This is a genomic window from Bradyrhizobium sp. 45, assembly GCF_023073155.1.
In the GTDB taxonomy this organism is placed as follows: domain Bacteria; phylum Pseudomonadota; class Alphaproteobacteria; order Rhizobiales; family Xanthobacteraceae; genus Bradyrhizobium; species Bradyrhizobium canariense_D.
Map to the genome: position 1 here is coordinate 107,877 of NZ_JADPIX010000131.1, position 16,450 is coordinate 124,326.

Consider the following 16,450-nt stretch of genomic DNA (forward strand, 5'->3'; position numbering starts at 1 on the left):
ACGTCAAGCAATATGGCAGCGCAAGAGAAAGCGGACCGGATCGCGCGCGATCCCGCCAGCCGCCTCATGGCATCATGGAATAAACATGAAAATCAACGCATTAACAGATTGTCGCAGCTCTACGGCAAGCTTGCCCGGACCGCAGCGATGCCGTTGATCACGAACTGCACCGAATAGGCCGCGAGCAGCATGCCGAGCACGCGCGAGAGGACGGCGTTGCCGGTGCGCCCGAGGCTCCGCGCGATCATGTTCGCGGAGACAAAGCAGAGCATGCAGAGCAGGCACACGGCGAGCACGACCGCGATGATGATCGCGAGCCTCGGTCCGTAGCCGGCATCGCCGGTCAGGAGCAGCGTGGTCGCGATCGCGCCGGGACCGGCCATCATCGGGATCGCCAGCGGGAATACCGCGACGTCGGAGGCATGCTCCGAGGTTGCCTTATCGGCCTCGCGGGCCTCGCGATGCGGACGGTCGCCGAAGATCATCTGGTAGGACACGCCGAACAGCAGCAGCCCGCCGGCGATCTGGAAGGCGGGGATGCCGATCCCGAGCTGGCGCAGCAGCCAGTTTCCGATCAGGGCGATCACCACCAGGATCGACGCCGCAATCAGCGGCGCACGCAGCGCGATGGTGCGCATGGTCTTGTCGGGCATGCCTCCGGTCGCAGCGAGGAAGGCCGGCGCAAGGCCCACCGGATCGACCACGAGCAGCAGCGTCACGAACGCGGACAGGGTGAAGTCGATCATGTCTCGGTGGGCTCCCTGGACGCAGGAACGATGGCTGGCGGACTGACTTAGCCCGATAGAACCGCTTTGAAAATCACCGGAGATGCACAATGAGTGACAGTGGAATTGGAATGTTGCTGGGTCACCTTTCGGGCAACCTGCTCTGGCTCTGGTTCATCGGTGCCTTCGTGCTCGGTGCGGTCCTCGTCTACGGCGTGGCGAAGGCGGGGCGCCTGCGGCGCCGCGAGCGCGCGCAGCTCGACCGCAACACCGAGGCGCGGCAGCGGCAGGAAGATCCCTACAAGCGCCCGACCTGAGCGCAGGCTGCAGTTTGGAACTTTCGTTCTCCGAAAGCTTTTGATCGCCTGAGGATTGCGGAAGGCGATGCCTTCGCGCGTCACCTCAAGAGGAGGATGTATGGCAAAACGAGCAAAGAAGCGCACAAGCAAGAAATCGTCGACGGGCCGCGCCCGTCAGGCGCCGAAGATGTTGAGCGACCTATTCCTGGAGACGCTCAAGGACATCTATTTCGCCGAGAACAAGATCATCAAGACCCTGCCCAAGATGGCCAAGGCTGCCAACTCGAAGGAGCTCGCGGCGGCTTTCAACAAGCATCTGCGCGAGACCCAGGGCCAGGTCAAACGTCTGGACCAGATCTTTAAGATGCTGGGCAAGCCGGCCCGCGGCAAGCCTTGCGAAGCGATCAACGGCATCACCGACGAAGGTGCCGAGATCATGAAGGAGTTCAAGAACGCGCCTGCGCTCGACGCCGGCCTGCTCGCAGCCGCGCAGGCGGTCGAGCACTACGAAATCTCCCGCTACGGCACGCTGCGCACCTGGGCCGAGGAGCTCGGCATGCAGGACGCGGCAAAGCTGCTGCAGGCGACGCTGGACGAGGAAGAGGCGACCGATCACGCCCTGACCGAGCTCGCCACCTCCGTGATCAACCTCGAGGCGGAAGAGGAATACCGCCAGGCGGCCTGAGGCACACATAGGGTGACGACGGAACGCCGCGGCCCGGAAGGCCGCGGCGCTTGTTTTCGGATCGCACGATCCGCATGGCACCTGCGCGCAGCCGGGCTGGAATTCTCGGGAACCGGCCCCATATTCAGCGTTCCTCACCCGCCGAGCCCGCATCATGCAACCCAAAAATCCCCTCGACTGGATGCTGTCCGAAGCCTTGGACTCGCTGACCCGCGCCGAACGGCTGCGCCAGCAGTTCGGCCGGCAGGAAGCCTGCTGGGAGCCGCCGATCGACGTGCTCGAAACCGAGCATGAGCTCCTGATCCTGGTCGCGCTTCCCGGCGTCAATCCCGACAATGTCGAGACTGTCATCCATGACGGCGTGCTCGTCATCTCCGGCCAGCGCACCCTTCCGCCAGAGCTTCGCAACGCCCGCATCCACCGGCTCGAACTGCCGCAGGGGCGTTTTGAGCGCCGCATTGCATTGCCCGTTGGCCGTTACGCCATCAGCCGCTTCGTGATGGACGGCTGCGTCGCGCTGCGCCTCGCCAAATCCTGAGGTCGATCATGACCACCGAACCAATGAATACCGCACCGACCAATCCCCAGAGCAATTCCGACGTGAAGATTCCCGAAGACGCGCTGATCATCATTCCCGTGCGCGAAATGGTGCTGTTCCCCGGCGCCATCGCGCCGATCGCGATCGCGCGGCCGAAGTCGGTCGCCGCCGCGCAACAGGCGCTGCGGGAGCAGCGACCGGTCGGCATCGTCCTGCAACGCAGCCCCGAGACCGAGGAGCCCGGACCGGACGACCTCTATCGGGTCGCGACCATCGCCAACATCGTGCGCTACATCACCGCGCCCGACGGCACCCATCACATCGTCTGCCAGGGCGTGCAGCGCGCGCGCATCCTCGACTTCCTGCCGGGGACGCCGTTCCCGGCCGCGCGGATCCAGCAGATTCCGGAGCCGACCACCAGCACGCCCGAGATCGAGGCCCGCGGGCTGAACCTGCAGCGCCAGGCCATCGAGGCGATCGAGCTGCTGCCGCAGGCGCCGCCCGAACTGGTCGCGATGTTCCAGGGCACCACGGCGCCCGGCGCGCTGGCGGACCTGGCGACCTCGTTCATGGACATCAAGCCGCAGGACAAGCAGGAGGTGCTGGAGACCATCGACCTCGCTCTGCGTGTCGAGAAGGTGTCGAAGCATCTGGCCGAACGGCTGGAGGTGCTGCGCATCAGCAACGAGATCGGCCAGCAGACCCGCGCCAGCTTCGACGAGCGGCAGCGCGAAGCGATCCTGCGCGAGCAGATGGCGACCATTCAGCGCCAGCTCGGCGAAGGCGACGGCAAGGCGGCCGAGGTGGCCGAGCTGACCGCTGCCATCGCCAAGGCCAACATGCCGCCCGAGGCCGATGCACATGCGAAGAAGGAGCTGCGCCGCTACGAGCGCATGCCGGAGGCCGCCGGCGAGGCCGGCATGGTCCGCACTTACCTGGACTGGCTGATCGAGCTGCCGTGGGCACTGCCCGCGGAGAAGCCGATCGACATCAAGGAAGCGCGCCGCATCCTCGACGCCGATCACTTTGGCCTGGAGAAGATCAAGAGCCGGATCATCGAATATCTGGCGGTGCGCAAGCTGGCGCCGCAGGGCAAGGCGCCGATCCTGTGCTTCGTCGGACCGCCCGGCGTCGGCAAGACCTCGCTCGGCCAGTCCATCGCACGCGCGATGGACCGTCCCTTCGTGCGCGTCAGCCTCGGCGGCGTGCATGACGAGGCCGAGATCCGCGGCCACCGGCGCACCTATATCGGCGCGCTGCCTGGCAACATCATCCAGGGCATCAAGAAGGCCGGCGCCCGGAACTGCGTCATGATGCTGGACGAGATCGACAAGATGGGCCGCGGCGTGCAGGGCGATCCTTCCGCCGCGATGCTGGAGGTGCTCGACCCCGAGCAGAACGGGACGTTCCGGGACAATTACCTGGGCGTGCCCTTCGACCTGTCGCGCGTGGTGTTCATCGCGACCGCCAATATGCTGGACCAGATCCCGGGTCCGTTGCTGGACCGCATGGAGCTGATCAGCCTCGCCGGCTACACCGAGGATGAGAAGCTGGAGATCGCCAAGCGCTATCTGGTGCGCCGGCAGCTCGAGGCCAACGGCTTGACCGCCGAGCAGGCCGAGATCGAGCCGGAGGCGCTGAAGCTGGTGGTCAAGGGCTACACCCGCGAAGCCGGCGTGCGTAACCTCGAGCGGGAGATCGGAAAGCTGTTCCGCCATGCTGCCGTGCAGGTCGCCGAGGGCACGGCTGCCAAGATCGTCGTGACGCCAAAGGACATCGGCACTGTGCTCGGCCAGCCGCGCTTCGAAGGCGAGATCGCGCAGCGCACCAGCATTCCAGGCGTGGCCACTGGCCTGGCCTGGACGCCGGTCGGCGGCGACATCCTGTTCATCGAGGCCTCGCGGGTATCAGGCCGCGGCGGCATGATCCTGACCGGCCAGCTCGGCGAGGTCATGCGCGAGAGCGTGCAGGCTGCGATGACGCTGGTGAAGAGCAAGGCCACGCAGCTCGGCATCGATCCGCAGCTGTTCGAAAAGAGCGACATCCACGTTCACGTGCCGGCAGGCGCGACCCCGAAGGACGGACCGAGCGCGGGCGTTGCGATGTTCACGGCGCTGACGTCCCTGCTCACCAATCGCACGGTGCGCAGCGACACCGCCATGACCGGCGAGATCTCGCTGCGCGGCCTGGTGCTGCCGGTCGGTGGCATCAAGGAGAAGGTGGTGGCAGCCGCGGCCGCGGGCCTGAAGCGGGTGATGCTGCCAGCGCGCAACAAGCGAGATTACGACGATATCCCGCAGAGCGCGCGGGACAACCTCGAATTCATCTGGCTGGAGCGCGTCGACGAAGCCATCGCCGCGGCGCTCGAGCCGGCCGAGGCCAAAATCGAGGCCAAGGTCGAAGCGGCGGAGTGAATGCGATGAAGAAACTGCTGGAAAAAGCGAAGCAATCGCGAAAGACGCAGCGGTTGCGCCAGTTGCTCGATCGCGCCATAGACGGGGTTCGCGATGCGCTGGCGGCATCCGGACCGCGGCTTCAGCCGATCCCGGTCCGCGCGAAGCGCCGCAAGGGTTGAGCCCTCCGTCTCAAGTCCTCGCGACAGCCCCGAACAAAAGGCCCCCTCGCTCGAGGGGGCCTTTGCGTTGTTAGCCCACGGCGTCCTTGGCGGCCTTGACCGGGCGGGCGCGGACGATCTTCCGGGCCGGCTTGGCCTTGAACATCATCTCTTCGCCCGTGAACGGGTTGGTGCCCTTGCGCGCCTTGGTGGCGGGCTTCTTGATGACCACGAACTTGGCGAAGCCCGGCACCAGGAACAGGCCGTTCTTCTTGAGCTCCTTGTGACCGACGTCGGTCAGCGTCTCCATGACGCTCTTGACGTCACGCTTGGAAAGCTCGGTGGTGGTCGCGATCTTTTCGATCAGCTGCGATTTCGACATTTGGGTGGCCATCGTGTCTCCTCTGATTCGTTGACGGCTGCATATTAGACCAACCGGTGAAGGCCTATAGCCTTCTGCACAGTTTTGTCGGGGTTTTACGGGCTTTTTTGGCCCTCTGTGGCAAAAAACCCTGCTTTTTAGCCACTTCCGGAGCGGGAGAAGCCTCAGGCAGCGGATTTTACCTTGTTTCAAAGGCCCGCACGCAGCCTTGCTAAAGCTGATTCGATGCTTTCGACAAGCGATGACCGGCCTCTTTGTCGGAGTCCGGTCGCGATTCACCCTGGAAAATAAGCCTAGATCGTCGTGATGTGGCGATCGCGGGTACTTTCTCTCCCTTATTTCTAGGGAGCGCGACGAGCTTCGCTCGCGCTAGATACGTTCGATGATGACGGCCGGGGCCATGCCACCGGCCGCGCACATGGTGACGAGACCGCGCTTCAAGTCGCGCCGTTCAAGCTCGTCGAGCAGGGTGCCGATCAGGATCGAGCCGGTGGCGCCGATGGGATGGCCGAGCGCGATCGAGCCGCCGTTGACGTTGACCTTGGCGCGGTCGAGCTTGAGGTCGCGGATGTATTTTTCCGCAACCACGGCAAAGGCCTCGTTGATCTCGAACAGGTCGATGTCGTCGATGGTCAGCCCCGCCTTCGCCAACACCTTGCGCGTCGCCGGCACCGGCGCGTTCAGCATCAGCGTCGGCGAGTCCCCCATATTCGCCATCGCGACGACGCGGGCGCGCGGCTTCAGGCCGTGCGCCCTGGCGTAAGCGGGCGAAGCCAGAAGGATCGCGGCGGCGCCGTCGACGACGCCGGACGAGTTGCCGGCGTGGTGCATGAAGTCGATCTCGAGGTCGGGGTATTTCTGCAGGATCAGGCCGCGATAGGTCGTGCCCCTGTCGTCGAGCGCATGGTCGGCGACTGCGGGGAATGCGGGCTTCAAAGCGCTCAGCCCTTCCATCGTGGTCTGCGGCCGCGGATATTCTTCATGGTCGAGCGCGAGGCTGCCGTCCTCGCGATGCACCGGCACGAGGCTCTTCTTGAAGTGGCCGTTCGCGATCGCATGCGCGGCACGCTTCTGACTTTCGAGGCCGAGCGCGTCGACGTCCCTTCGCGTGATGCCTTCCAGCGTCGCGATCGCGTCGGCGCAGACGCCCTGATGCGACTGCGGATGCCGCGCTCGCAGGCGCAGATTGCCGTTGTCCATCATCATCGGACCGCCGCCGCGGCGTCCTTCCATCGACATCATCTCGCAGCCGCCGGCGACGACGAGGTCCTCCGTGCCCGACATGATCGAGCTTGCGGCCATGTTGACGGCGGTGATGCCGGAGCCGCAGAAGCGGTCGAGCGTTACGGCACTCGCGCGCACGTCGTAGCCGGCGTCCAGCGCCGACATGCGGCCGAGATCGCCGCCTTGCGTTGCGACCTGCGCGCTGCAGCCCCAGATGACGTCGTCGACGTCGGCGGTGTCGATGCCGGTGCGCGTCGCGAGCGCGCGCAGCACGGTTGCTCCCAGCTGCTGCGGATGAATGCCCGAGAGCGCCCCCTTGCCGGCCTTGCCAACGCCCCGCGGGGTCCGGCAGGCATCGATGATGAGTGCGTCGATCATTGGCATTATCCTCTTGTTGAACGGTTGGAAGCGTTTTGAATCAGCGGGCGAAGGGAGTCAATGCGCGCTGGCGGAACCGCCTCACCCCGCCCTCTCAACGCGAGCCAAGCTCGTCGCCCTTCCGCAAGAGCGGGGCGAGGGAGAGCAATCAAACCCCCGCTGCGTTCTTCGCGATCACGTTGCGATAGAAGCTGGCGCTGAGTTTCGGCGTACGCACCTGCGTATCGAAATTGACGTGGTAGAGCCCAAAGCGCTTGTTGAGCCCAAATACCCATTCGAAATTGTCCATCAGGCTCCAGAGGAAATAGCCGCGCACCGGCACGCCTTCGGCGGTGGCGCGCTGGAGCTGGGCCAGGTAGTTGCGCAAATACATGATGCGGTCGGTGTCGTAGATCTTGCCGTCGGGCGTCACGACGTCGTCGCCGGAGGTGCCGTTCTCGCTGATATAAATCGCGTCCGTTTTCCAGATCTTTGCCGCCAGCTTGGGCACCCAGTAGATCGTCTCGGGGCCGACGCGCAGCCAGTCCGAATTCATGTGCGGGAAGGATTTCGGGATCGGCAGCGGCATGAAGCCCGCGCCCTGGTCGGAGGCCACCACATAGTTCTGCGGCGCGTAGATGTTGAGGCCGAGGAAATCGACCGGCGAGGAGATGATCTTCAGCTCCGCATCCGTGTATTTCGGCGCGTCGCGCCCGGCGAAATTCAGGAAGGCGTCGGTGTACTGGCCCGTCATGATGACGTTGAGATAGCCGGCGTTCATTTCGCGCAGCGCGATCTCTGCGGCGCGGACGTTCTCCGGCGTGTCGATCGCGGGGGCACAGGCATCGATGTTCTCCGCCGGCCCCACCCTGGTGCCACGGCGGCCATGGGCGCGTACCGCCTGCACCGCAAGCCCGTGCGCGAGCGCGCTGTTGTGCCTGATCTGGTTGACCTCGGCTTGTGGCAGCGTCACGCCGGGCGCGTCGATGCCGATGCCGTAGCCGAAATAGACGAAGCGACCGCTCTCGTTCAGTGTGAATACGTTCTTGACGCGATCGGTCAGGTGCTCGGCGACATAGGCCGCGTAATCACCGAAGATCTTGCAGGTCTCCGTCGACCGCCAGCCGCCAAACCGGTCCTGGAGCGATTGCGGCAGGTCCCAATGATAGAGCGTCAGCCACGGCTCGATGCCGTTCTTGAGGAGTTCGTCGACCAGGCGGTTGTAGAAATCGAGTCCCTTCGGGTTGGGCTTGCCGTCGCCGTCCGGAAACAGCCGCGGCCAGGCCACCGAGAAGCGATAGGCCTTGCAGCCGAGCTCCCTGATGAGCGCGATGTCCTCCTTGTAGCGGTGATAGTGCTCGTTGGCGCGGTCGCCGGTCGAGCCATCCTCGATCTTGCCGGGGATGCGGACGAACTTGTCCCAGATCGAGGCCCCTCGCCCGTCCTCGTTGACCGCGCCCTCGACCTGATAGGACGAGGTCGCCGTGCCCCAGACGAAGCCCGCGGGGAAACCGTCCACGTTTCGCGGCGGCGATGCGGGCTTGGCGTCCGCGACCTCGAGAGGATTGGCGATTCCGGCTGCGGACAATCCCGCCAGCGTGGCGAACTGGCGACGCGAGACCTTGTCCGACATTGATCGTGCTCCGGGGTGATGCTCTTTCGGTGGCACCATGGCGAATCGCGGGTCGTTTGAGAAGCGGGCGAGCCGAGGGCCGAGGATGCAGGATTGCGGAATGCGACAAAGTTGTCCGAAAGGGGCTAGGGCGATCGTCGGCAGAGCTACCCCAAAGCCGAAATACCAGCCCCACCGTCATTCGAATTCCAGCCCAATCCGGCAAGGAAGTTGTCAGTTCCCTCGATACGAGGGCCCGTAGGCTCACAGAATGCCATATACCGCTCGGAAATTACGACCAAACTTCGCAAATATGGCGTATGCTGCAGCCATCGCCGCTCCGCTCTGGGCGATTGTCTGTCTGCACCGGTCAAGCAAGAGAACGACTGACTTATGACGCGGTTTGACCGCATCAGACTGTGGTAACCTCTTCCGCTTGACCAAGCGCCTGTCCTGCCAGGGATACAATGACTGACCCGCGTCAGAGCCACCGTGAATTCGAGGTAGATATATGTCGTATGCCTACAAGCTGAATGAAGACGTTCGCCACCAGCCCCAAGGCCCACAAGGACGTGCCGCAACTGAGCCACCGATGATTTACACCATCGTCCAGCATATGCCCATCGAGTCCGATGGACGTCTCCGATACCGCATCAAGTGCAAGTCGGAGAAAATCGAGCGAGTCGTCACGGAAGATCAGCTTTCGTATTCGCAGTGATCGCTTGATGACGGCGGGAATCCAGCGCGGATGAATTGGCTCGGTGTTGCCATGACCAACGACGGGACCGTTCTCGTTGCTTGGCGAGCCTGGATTGCGGAATGTCTGCCTGGGTCGGGAGCAGACATGAGGTCCTTCCGCCGCGGTGGCGCGCGGGCTTCCGCGATCAGCGCGAGCGCTTCGGCAACTTTGGCAGCTTGTCGGGATTGAACGGCGGCATCTGCCCGGTTCGTTCAGGTGCGGGCGCCTGCTGTTCCGTCAGAATCAGCGTACCCTGGAGGATCATTCCCGGCGCTTGCGCTGCCGTCGCCGTGTAGGTCGCCACCTTGCCCGGGCAGTTTCCCTCGATGTCCAGCGTGAGCTCATCGTCGACGCCGAACACGGTTGCGCGTCCGTCGGTATGGCGCTTCGTCGACACGGTGGCGGTGAAGCGATCGCCGTCGACCTTGCAAGAGCCGTGATAGGTCATCAGGCTGTCGCAGCCCCAGATCTGTCCGTCTGCGATATGGACGATCCCGGTCCCCTGATCGAGCGGCGTCTTGTACCAGGCGGCGTAGGTGCCGTCCTTCAACATGGGAGCAGTCTCCCCTGGTATTTCCTCGCGCATATCGACACGATCAGCGCTAACAAAGCGTTAATCGCGCGGCCCGAGCCAATCCGGGCTATTCCTGCGCAGCTCGGCCTCCAGGTCTTCAATGATGCTGTGAAGCAGACAGGCGGCAAGTGGATCGGTCACTTCGCGCTCCAAATGCCGGTACCGCGCGATCTGGAATTCCTGCTCTCTCAACTGGTGCTCTGTCATCGGACGGGCCCTCCGACGAACCGACGCAGAGACAGCCGAACAGTTTCGTTACAATTTTAGGATCATTCGCTATGGTTTCCAATCGGTAAAAACAACGCGACGCCAAGCTTCGCCGGCGGGCGGGATCATCGGAGATGTCAAAAGGTCGATACGCTGACACGCACCGCTGTCACGGCACGTCGCCGCCGCTGCGACTTCCACCGATGCTGTGCGGCTTATTGAGGAAGAACTCCCGGTTACCGAGAGCCGCCTCCGCGTACTGATCAATCGCAACCTGGATGGCCTCGATGTGCATGCGGCACCAACCCTCGAGGCAGGACAGGCGCCGCGCATGATGAAGCGCCTTCAGAAATTCCGGCGGCTCCTGCATGTCGGAGAAGTAGGTCGGCCTCTCCCCCTTCATGCTCGTGCCATCTTTCGCGGCGGAACAAGGCTGCGCTTCTCAACCCCGACGCGCGATGGCATCGGCCGACGGCGGGGAACGAACAGGCTGGCGACGACGATCGGGTCGGTGTCTCCGAGCGCGGCCCGCTCCTGAACGAGCCCGCTCATTACCGTGCGCATCTTCATGACTTCGCCTGCGACGAAGCTGCAGTCCTCGTCCCTGTTGATCTGCTCATGCATGATCGCCTCGGCCTCACGCATGCTGACGCGTAACGCCCTGATGATCCTGCGGATTTCGTTGATGCGGTTGTCCATGGCTCGCTCCCTTGGCTGGACGAGCAGCATAAGAACAAAACATGAACAATGAGTCAATCGGCTTGAGGTAGAGCAGAGCCGGCGTGACACGCCATGCCGGGCGGCGCCAACCCGGGCTTACCGAGCCAAGATCAGAACGTCACCCGCATCCCCGCATAGAACGCACGCGGCCTTGCCGGACTGAGCGAGCGCGGGTCGGTGAACTCGGCACCGCCATTGGTGAAGTTGGGCACGGCTTCGCGGTCGAAGAACTGTCCGTAGGTCGCGTAGCGCCTGTCGAAGATATTGTCGATCTTGCCGTAGAGCTGGACGTTCTTGGTCACCTGGTAGGACGTGTGCAAGTTGAACACGGTGTAGGACGGCAGCTTCGTATATTGGTTGGACTCGTCGCCGACCAGATATTGGCTGGAGACGAACAGCGCGTTGCCGCCAACCTTCCACACGTCGGTGACGGCATAGTCGATGCCGACCTTGACGCGATGGCGCGGGATCGCGGGGAGCTGGTTGCCGGGTAGCACCTGAATGGTCTCGGTGACAGTATCCCTGAACGGGCTTTCGGAACCGAGCGCGAAAGCGTCGAGATAGCGTGCGTCGACGAAAGCGTAGCTCGCCTGAAACTGAAGCGTGGGCGACTTGATGTTGACCTCAGCTTCGAGCCCCTGACGCCTGGTACGGCCGACGTTGGAGAAATAGCCGAAGCCGGTGCGGCCGACTGCGGGAACGGCGACGATGTCGTCGTAATTGGTGGCGCGGAAGCCGCCGATTTTCCAGCCGAGCGTGCCGATGTTCAGCTCCCTGCTGCCGCGCAGGCCCGCTTCCACGGTCTTGGACACGACCTGCTTCAATGGCGGATCGGAGACGAGAAACGCGGCAATCAGACAGGGACGGGCTGGATCCGAGCAGCCGAGCTCGAGCGGCGTCGGAACGCGGTTGGCCTCGGAATAGCCGGCGTAGGCCGTCAGCTCCGGCGTGATCTTGTAGGTGCCGCCGATTACCGGATTGAAGCGGGTGAAGGTGTGATCGCCGTTGAGATCGGTCCCGAGCTGATCCTCCAGCGTGATGCGCGCGACGTTGAACCGGCCGCCGCCGGTGACGGCGAAGGCGTCCGTGATATTGAACGTGTCCATTGCGTAGAGGCCGTTATATTGATTGACGGTCCGCAGCGAGACAGGGCCGGCAACGGTATCAGGTACGCCAGTCGGCCCCAGGAAGAGGCCGCCGCCGCTGACGACGTAGCTTTCTCCGATCGTGCCGATTTCGGCGGTGGCGTTATAGCGCGTGACACTGGCGTCATAGGTCGCGCCCATCACGAAGCGGTTGTCGTGGCCGAACAGCTGGTCGGTGTTGGTGGCCTGCCCCGACACGCCGAAGGTGGTCGAACGTATCGAGCTCCGGTCGATCTCGCCGAGGATGGTCCCGGACGCGAAAGGATTGGCAAGCGGCAGGCCGTTCACGCCGTTTGCCGGTGTGGCGCCGTCGCCGAAGCAAAGAAGCCCAGCGAGCCCCGGGTCAGTGCATTCCTGCGCGTCGGTCGGATTGCCGTCGACGAGCTTCTGCTCGTACCTGCGCACATGCGCGGTGCCTTCGAGTGTCCAGGTCGGCGTCGCATCGACCTTGCCCGTCAGGTTGAGATAGCCGACGCGGTTGGAAGTGGTCTGCGGGGTCGTGTAGGTCGCGCCCCAATATTTGTCGAGCAGCTCGGCGGGAACGGTGGCGTTGGCGCCGAAATCGTTCTTGGCGACGCCCATGTTGGCGTGGAATTCGCTGTCGCCCGCCTTGTAACCGACGTCGCCGTAGAAGCGCCGCACGTCCGATTGGGAGAAATTGCGGAAGCCGTTGTCGTGCAGGCCTTCGAGCGCGGCATAGACGCCGTAGTTCTTGTCGACCGTCTTGCCCCATTGCGCCGAGCCCTGAATGCGGCCGAACGAGCCGCCCATGAGATCAAGCTCCGCGCCCTGATAGGTAAAACCGTCCTTCATTTGCAAATTGATCGCGCCGCCCAGCGCGTTGAGGCCGAAGGCGGGATTGTTGGTCACGAGCGTCACCGACCGGATCGCCGCGGTCGGGATCAGGTCCCAGTTGACGGCGTCGGAGAAGGCCTCGTTGATGCGAACCCCGTTCTGATACACAGCGAGGCCTTGCGGCGTGCCCGTCACCGGCGAGGCAACGAAGCCGCGGAATTCGACATCCGGCTGAAATGGATTGCCGGTAACCTCGCTGATGTTGACGCCGGCGATGTTGTCGCGAAGCGCGTCGGTGATGTTCAGCGAGCCGGTGCGCTTGATCTGGCTGGCGTCGACGGCGTTGATCGCCGAGGGGACCTTGTCGACGTCAAGACCTCTGCCGGTACCCGGCGCGGTCGGATAGACGTAGAGGCGCGTCTTGGGGCTGGCGGATGACGGCGCTCCGATGTGCGCGACCGGACGCGATGACGCGGTGCGCCGCGCCGTTGACCGCGGCGGCGCCGTCACCTCGACCGGCGGCAGGTTCTGGACGTTGGTTTCCTCGTCCTGCGCGGCCCCCGCGGGGATCGCGAAGACGGAGAGCAGCCCGGTCGAAACCAAGGCGATCAACAAACGACGATTGAACCCAAGAGGCTTGAACCCAATAGGCTTGAACCGAAAACGCTTGAACCAAACACGATCGCCCATCCCAGCCTTCCCATCCGTGACCACCGACTGTTTTGATCTTCCCCCGGTTGGTCGAGACGAGTGTAATCGGCAGGAATGCGTGCGCCAGCCACAAAAGGTCGGGCCGTATCGCACCAAATTTCCCGACCAAATCGGGAATTTTTCCCGACGCGATCAGGCCGCTGCCGTCGGGACCAGGGCCTCTACGGTCAGACCACCGTCACCCGAGACGACGTTGAGCGTGCCGCCCAGCGCGAGAATCCGCTCGCGCATGCCGACGAGCCCGAAGCCGAGCTTTTGGCCGGGCTCCATGCCGCGGCCATTGTCGCTGACCCGCACCCGGGCACAGCTGCGGCCGTCGCTTGCCGCCTCCGCCACCGGCTCGATGACGACGTTAACCGAGGTCGCGCCGGCGTGGCGGAACACGTTGGTGAGCGCCTCCTGCACGATGCGGTAGATGGTGAGGTCGGCGGTCTCCCCGGTGACGCCAAGCGCCGGCGAGATCACGGTCTCGATGGTGACATCGGGATGCGACTCCCGCCACAGCCGCGACAGCGATTCCAGCGCCTGGCGCAGGCCGAACTCGGCCAGGCCGACTGGCCGGAGGCGCTCCAGCACGCGGCGATTGAACTGCTGAAGCGCGTTGATCTGCTCCAGCATGGCACTGCCGTGTTTTCGCACGGCCTCCGCATTCGGGGCGCGTCCGTCCGCCTGCTTCGCCAGCGCGCTGGCATGCGCGCGTAGCGAGAACAAGTATGGCCCGAACTCGTCATGGAGCTCGCGCGCGATCTCCTTGCGCTCGACGTCCTGGAGCGACACCGTTCGCTCGGCGAGGCGCCGCTTGTCCTCGATGGCGTCACTGAGCGTTGCCGCAAGATGGTTGAGCTTGGTGCAGATCGCGGCGAGTTCCGGCGCGCCGCCCGGCGCGACGCGCGCCTGATAACGCCCGTCTTCGAGCTCGGCCATCACGTCCGCAAGGGATTGGAGCGGCGCCAATGCCCGGCCGATCACATTCATCATCACCAGGAACAGCGCCAGCGCGATCACCGAGCCGACCTCGAGCTGGGTCACGATGGCGTCCCAGATCTCGGCGATCTCGTCATCGGGATGGGAGGTGATCAGCAGCGAACCCGGCTTGCCATGGATCGAGACGGGCACGCTCACCGCGGTCTGCTCGGGATGAACCAGGCTGACGAACCAGGCCGGCGGCGCGCGGGTGTCGTCATCGGCGTCGGTCCGGGGCTGCGTCAGCGGACGGCCGGCTTCGTCCCGAAGCGCGATGCTGACATGGCGCAGGCGGCTGAGGTCGCGTGCGATCTGGTTCAGCCTGGCATCCGGATCGGGCGCCTCGTTGAGATCCGCAACGATCATCTCGATGAATTCGCGCGCGAGCCGGATCACGCTCTGGTCCTCGGCCTGCACGCGCGGCCCGGCTTCCGCGACCTGGCGGCCGATATTGACGGCGAGTCCCAGCGCCAGCAGCAGCGCCAGCAGCAGGTTGATGCGCCCGCGCAAGGATAGATTTTGCCACATTGGTATCGCCCGTGCCCCCGCGAAGGATTGGCCTGCCCCTTGTCCGATAACGTTGACAGAGGCGAAGCGCCCGATATCTAATCGAAAGCGTACAGCAATCCCGGCCGGGCGCGAAACAGGCCAAGACGCTGTCGCGAGGAACGCCTATGCGCATTTTGATCGTCGACGATCATCCCATCGTCGCCTCCGGCTGCCGTGCCGTGCTGGCGGACGAGGGCGAGATCGAGATTTTGGAGGCCGCCGACGCCGAAGACGGCGAGTGCGTCTTCATCGTCGAGCGCCCCGACCTCTCGATCATCGACATCAACCTGCCGACCGTGTCCGGCTTCGAGCTCGCGCGCCGCATCCTCGAGCGCGCGCCCGAGGCCCGGATCATCATGTTCAGCATGAACGACGACCCTGCTTTTGCCGCGCGGGCGATCGAGTGCGGCGCCAAGGGCTATGTCTCCAAGACCGGTGACCCCGACGATCTCGTCGAGGCGATTCGCACCGTCGGCGGCGGCGGCACCTATCTGCCGAGCGCGATCGCGCGCAGCATCGCCTTTGCGGGACCCGCGCTGGCGCAAAGCCCGCTGTCGAAGCTGAACGCGCGCGAGATGGAGATTTTGCGGCTGCTCAGCGCCGGAAAGAGCCTATCCGAGATCGCCTGGCTGGTGCAGTCGTCCTACAAGACTGTCGCCAACACCTCGTCCATCATGCGCCAGAAGCTCGGGGTGAAAACCTCTGTCGAGCTGGTGCGGCTGGCGATCGACAGCGGCGTGGCCTGACGGCCGCCGCGAATTCGGTCACACAAGCGTTGCAATCCTGATGTGGTTTGATGCCACGGAGCATAACGGCATGACGATCCAGACTGTCTCGACCAATACATCCTATGGCGGCGTGCAGGGCGTGTATCGCCATGCCAGCCAGGCGACCGGAACCGACATGACGTTCTCGGTCTATGTTCCCCCGCACGCACAGGGCGCCAAGCTGCCTGTGGTCTGGTATCTCTCCGGCCTCACCTGCACGCACGCCAACGTCACCGAGAAGGGCGAATTCCGCAAAGCCTGCGCCGAGCTCGGCTTGATCTTCGTCGCGCCCGACACCAGCCCGCGAGGCCCCGACGTGCCCGGCGATGCCAATAATGCCTATGATTTCGGTCTTGGCGCCGGCTTCTATGTCGACGCGACGGAAGCGCCGTTTTCAAGCAATTATCGCATGTGGAGCTACGTCACCGACGAACTGCCGAAACTCGTGGCGGAAAATTTTCCGGTCGATGCGAAGCGCCAATCGGTGATGGGCCATTCGATGGGCGGCCATGGCGCGCTGACGGTCGCGCTGCGCAACCCGCACCGTTTTCGCGCGGCCAGCGCCTTTGCGCCGATCGTCGCGCCGTCGCTCGTGCCCTGGGGCATCAAGGCGTTGACCGGCTATCTCGGGCCGAACAAGGACATTTGGCGCAGCCACGACACGGTGGCGCTGATCGAGGACGGCGCGAAGTTTTCAGGCTTCCTCGTCGACGTCGGCGAGGCCGATAACTTTTTGAAAGAGCAGCTTCGTCCTGAATTGCTGCAGGCGGCCTGTGCCAAGGCCAACATTCCGCTGACGCTGCGGCGGCAGGCGGGCTACGACCACAGCTATTACTTCATCTCGACCTTCATGGGCGATCACCTGCACTGGCATGCGGAGCGATTGAAGGGGTAAATATCTCCC

17 protein-coding genes are annotated in these 16,450 nt (G+C 64.1%); 7 read left to right on the forward strand and 10 right to left on the reverse strand.

What is annotated here, in order from left to right:
• Window positions 1-119: 119 nt before the first annotated feature.
• Window positions 120-746 carry a MarC family protein gene (locus IVB42_RS29820; protein ID WP_247335370.1) on the reverse strand — a complete coding sequence of 209 codons (627 nt, stop codon included), beginning with the start codon at window positions 744-746 and terminating at the stop codon, window positions 120-122.
• A gap of 89 nt (window positions 747-835) precedes the next feature.
• Between IVB42_RS29820 and IVB42_RS29825 the strand changes: the two genes are divergently transcribed.
• The 5 genes from IVB42_RS29825 to IVB42_RS29845 all read left to right on the forward strand — a co-directional run bounded on the left by IVB42_RS29825 (window position 836) and on the right by IVB42_RS29845 (window position 4,822).
• On the forward strand, window positions 836-1,042 hold the full coding sequence (locus tag IVB42_RS29825) for a hypothetical protein (RefSeq protein WP_007601434.1): 207 nt from the start codon (window positions 836-838) through the stop codon (window positions 1,040-1,042).
• Window positions 1,043-1,142: 100 nt separating this feature from the next.
• On the forward strand, window positions 1,143-1,709 hold the full coding sequence (locus IVB42_RS29830; RefSeq protein ID WP_085384836.1) for a ferritin-like domain-containing protein: 567 nt from the start codon (window positions 1,143-1,145) through the stop codon (window positions 1,707-1,709).
• Between the two features lie 154 nt (window positions 1,710-1,863).
• Window positions 1,864-2,247, forward strand: a complete 384-nt coding sequence (locus IVB42_RS29835; RefSeq protein ID WP_007601432.1) for an Hsp20/alpha crystallin family protein — start codon at window positions 1,864-1,866, stop codon at window positions 2,245-2,247.
• A gap of 8 nt (window positions 2,248-2,255) precedes the next feature.
• Window positions 2,256-4,661 (forward strand): endopeptidase La, encoded by a 2,406-nt coding sequence (gene lon / locus IVB42_RS29840; protein ID WP_247335373.1) that lies wholly within the window; start codon window positions 2,256-2,258, stop codon window positions 4,659-4,661.
• Between the two features lie 5 nt (window positions 4,662-4,666).
• On the forward strand, window positions 4,667-4,822 hold the full coding sequence (locus IVB42_RS29845; protein ID WP_247295101.1) for a hypothetical protein: 156 nt from the start codon (window positions 4,667-4,669) through the stop codon (window positions 4,820-4,822).
• Between the two features lie 70 nt (window positions 4,823-4,892).
• Here the strand turns inward: IVB42_RS29845 and IVB42_RS29850 are convergent, their stop codons facing one another.
• From IVB42_RS29850 to IVB42_RS29890, 9 genes are all read right to left on the reverse strand, one after another.
• Complete coding sequence (locus tag IVB42_RS29850; RefSeq protein ID WP_007601427.1) at window positions 4,893-5,195, reverse strand: HU family DNA-binding protein; 303 nt, start codon at window positions 5,193-5,195, stop codon at window positions 4,893-4,895.
• 357 nt (window positions 5,196-5,552) lie between these two features.
• Entirely contained in the window at window positions 5,553-6,785 is a 1,233-nt protein-coding gene (locus IVB42_RS29855) for an acetyl-CoA C-acetyltransferase (protein WP_247335377.1), read from the reverse strand.
• Between the two features lie 148 nt (window positions 6,786-6,933).
• On the reverse strand, window positions 6,934-8,397 hold the full coding sequence (locus IVB42_RS29860) for a GH1 family beta-glucosidase (RefSeq protein ID WP_085361044.1): 1,464 nt from the start codon (window positions 8,395-8,397) through the stop codon (window positions 6,934-6,936).
• Between the two features lie 863 nt (window positions 8,398-9,260).
• Window positions 9,261-9,668, reverse strand: coding sequence for a hypothetical protein (locus IVB42_RS29865; RefSeq protein ID WP_018460275.1), 408 nt, complete (start codon window positions 9,666-9,668; stop codon window positions 9,261-9,263).
• 60 nt (window positions 9,669-9,728) lie between these two features.
• The gene (locus IVB42_RS29870; RefSeq protein WP_162847266.1) at window positions 9,729-9,896 is read right to left on the reverse strand and encodes a hypothetical protein; all 168 of its coding nucleotides are present in this window, start codon (window positions 9,894-9,896) and stop codon (window positions 9,729-9,731) included.
• A 169-nt stretch (window positions 9,897-10,065) separates the two neighbouring features.
• A complete protein-coding gene (locus tag IVB42_RS29875) occupies window positions 10,066-10,299 on the reverse strand; it encodes a hypothetical protein (protein ID WP_018460276.1) in 234 nt (77 codons plus the stop codon).
• Window positions 10,296-10,595 carry a hypothetical protein gene (locus IVB42_RS29880; protein WP_085384859.1) on the reverse strand — a complete coding sequence of 100 codons (300 nt, stop codon included), beginning with the start codon at window positions 10,593-10,595 and terminating at the stop codon, window positions 10,296-10,298. The genes IVB42_RS29875 and IVB42_RS29880 overlap by 4 nt, the downstream gene beginning before the upstream one ends.
• A gap of 131 nt (window positions 10,596-10,726) precedes the next feature.
• Window positions 10,727-13,246, reverse strand: coding sequence for a TonB-dependent receptor (locus IVB42_RS29885; protein ID WP_018460278.1), 2,520 nt, complete (start codon window positions 13,244-13,246; stop codon window positions 10,727-10,729).
• A gap of 153 nt (window positions 13,247-13,399) precedes the next feature.
• Complete coding sequence (locus IVB42_RS29890) at window positions 13,400-14,758, reverse strand: histidine kinase (protein ID WP_026233990.1); 1,359 nt, start codon at window positions 14,756-14,758, stop codon at window positions 13,400-13,402.
• A gap of 146 nt (window positions 14,759-14,904) precedes the next feature.
• Between IVB42_RS29890 and IVB42_RS29895 the strand changes: the two genes are divergently transcribed.
• A complete protein-coding gene (locus IVB42_RS29895) occupies window positions 14,905-15,525 on the forward strand; it encodes a response regulator transcription factor (protein WP_018460280.1) in 621 nt (206 codons plus the stop codon).
• Window positions 15,526-15,595: 70 nt separating this feature from the next.
• The gene (gene fghA, locus IVB42_RS29900; RefSeq protein ID WP_018460281.1) at window positions 15,596-16,441 is read left to right on the forward strand and encodes an S-formylglutathione hydrolase; all 846 of its coding nucleotides are present in this window, start codon (window positions 15,596-15,598) and stop codon (window positions 16,439-16,441) included.
• The last annotated feature ends 9 nt before the right edge of the window (window positions 16,442-16,450 follow it).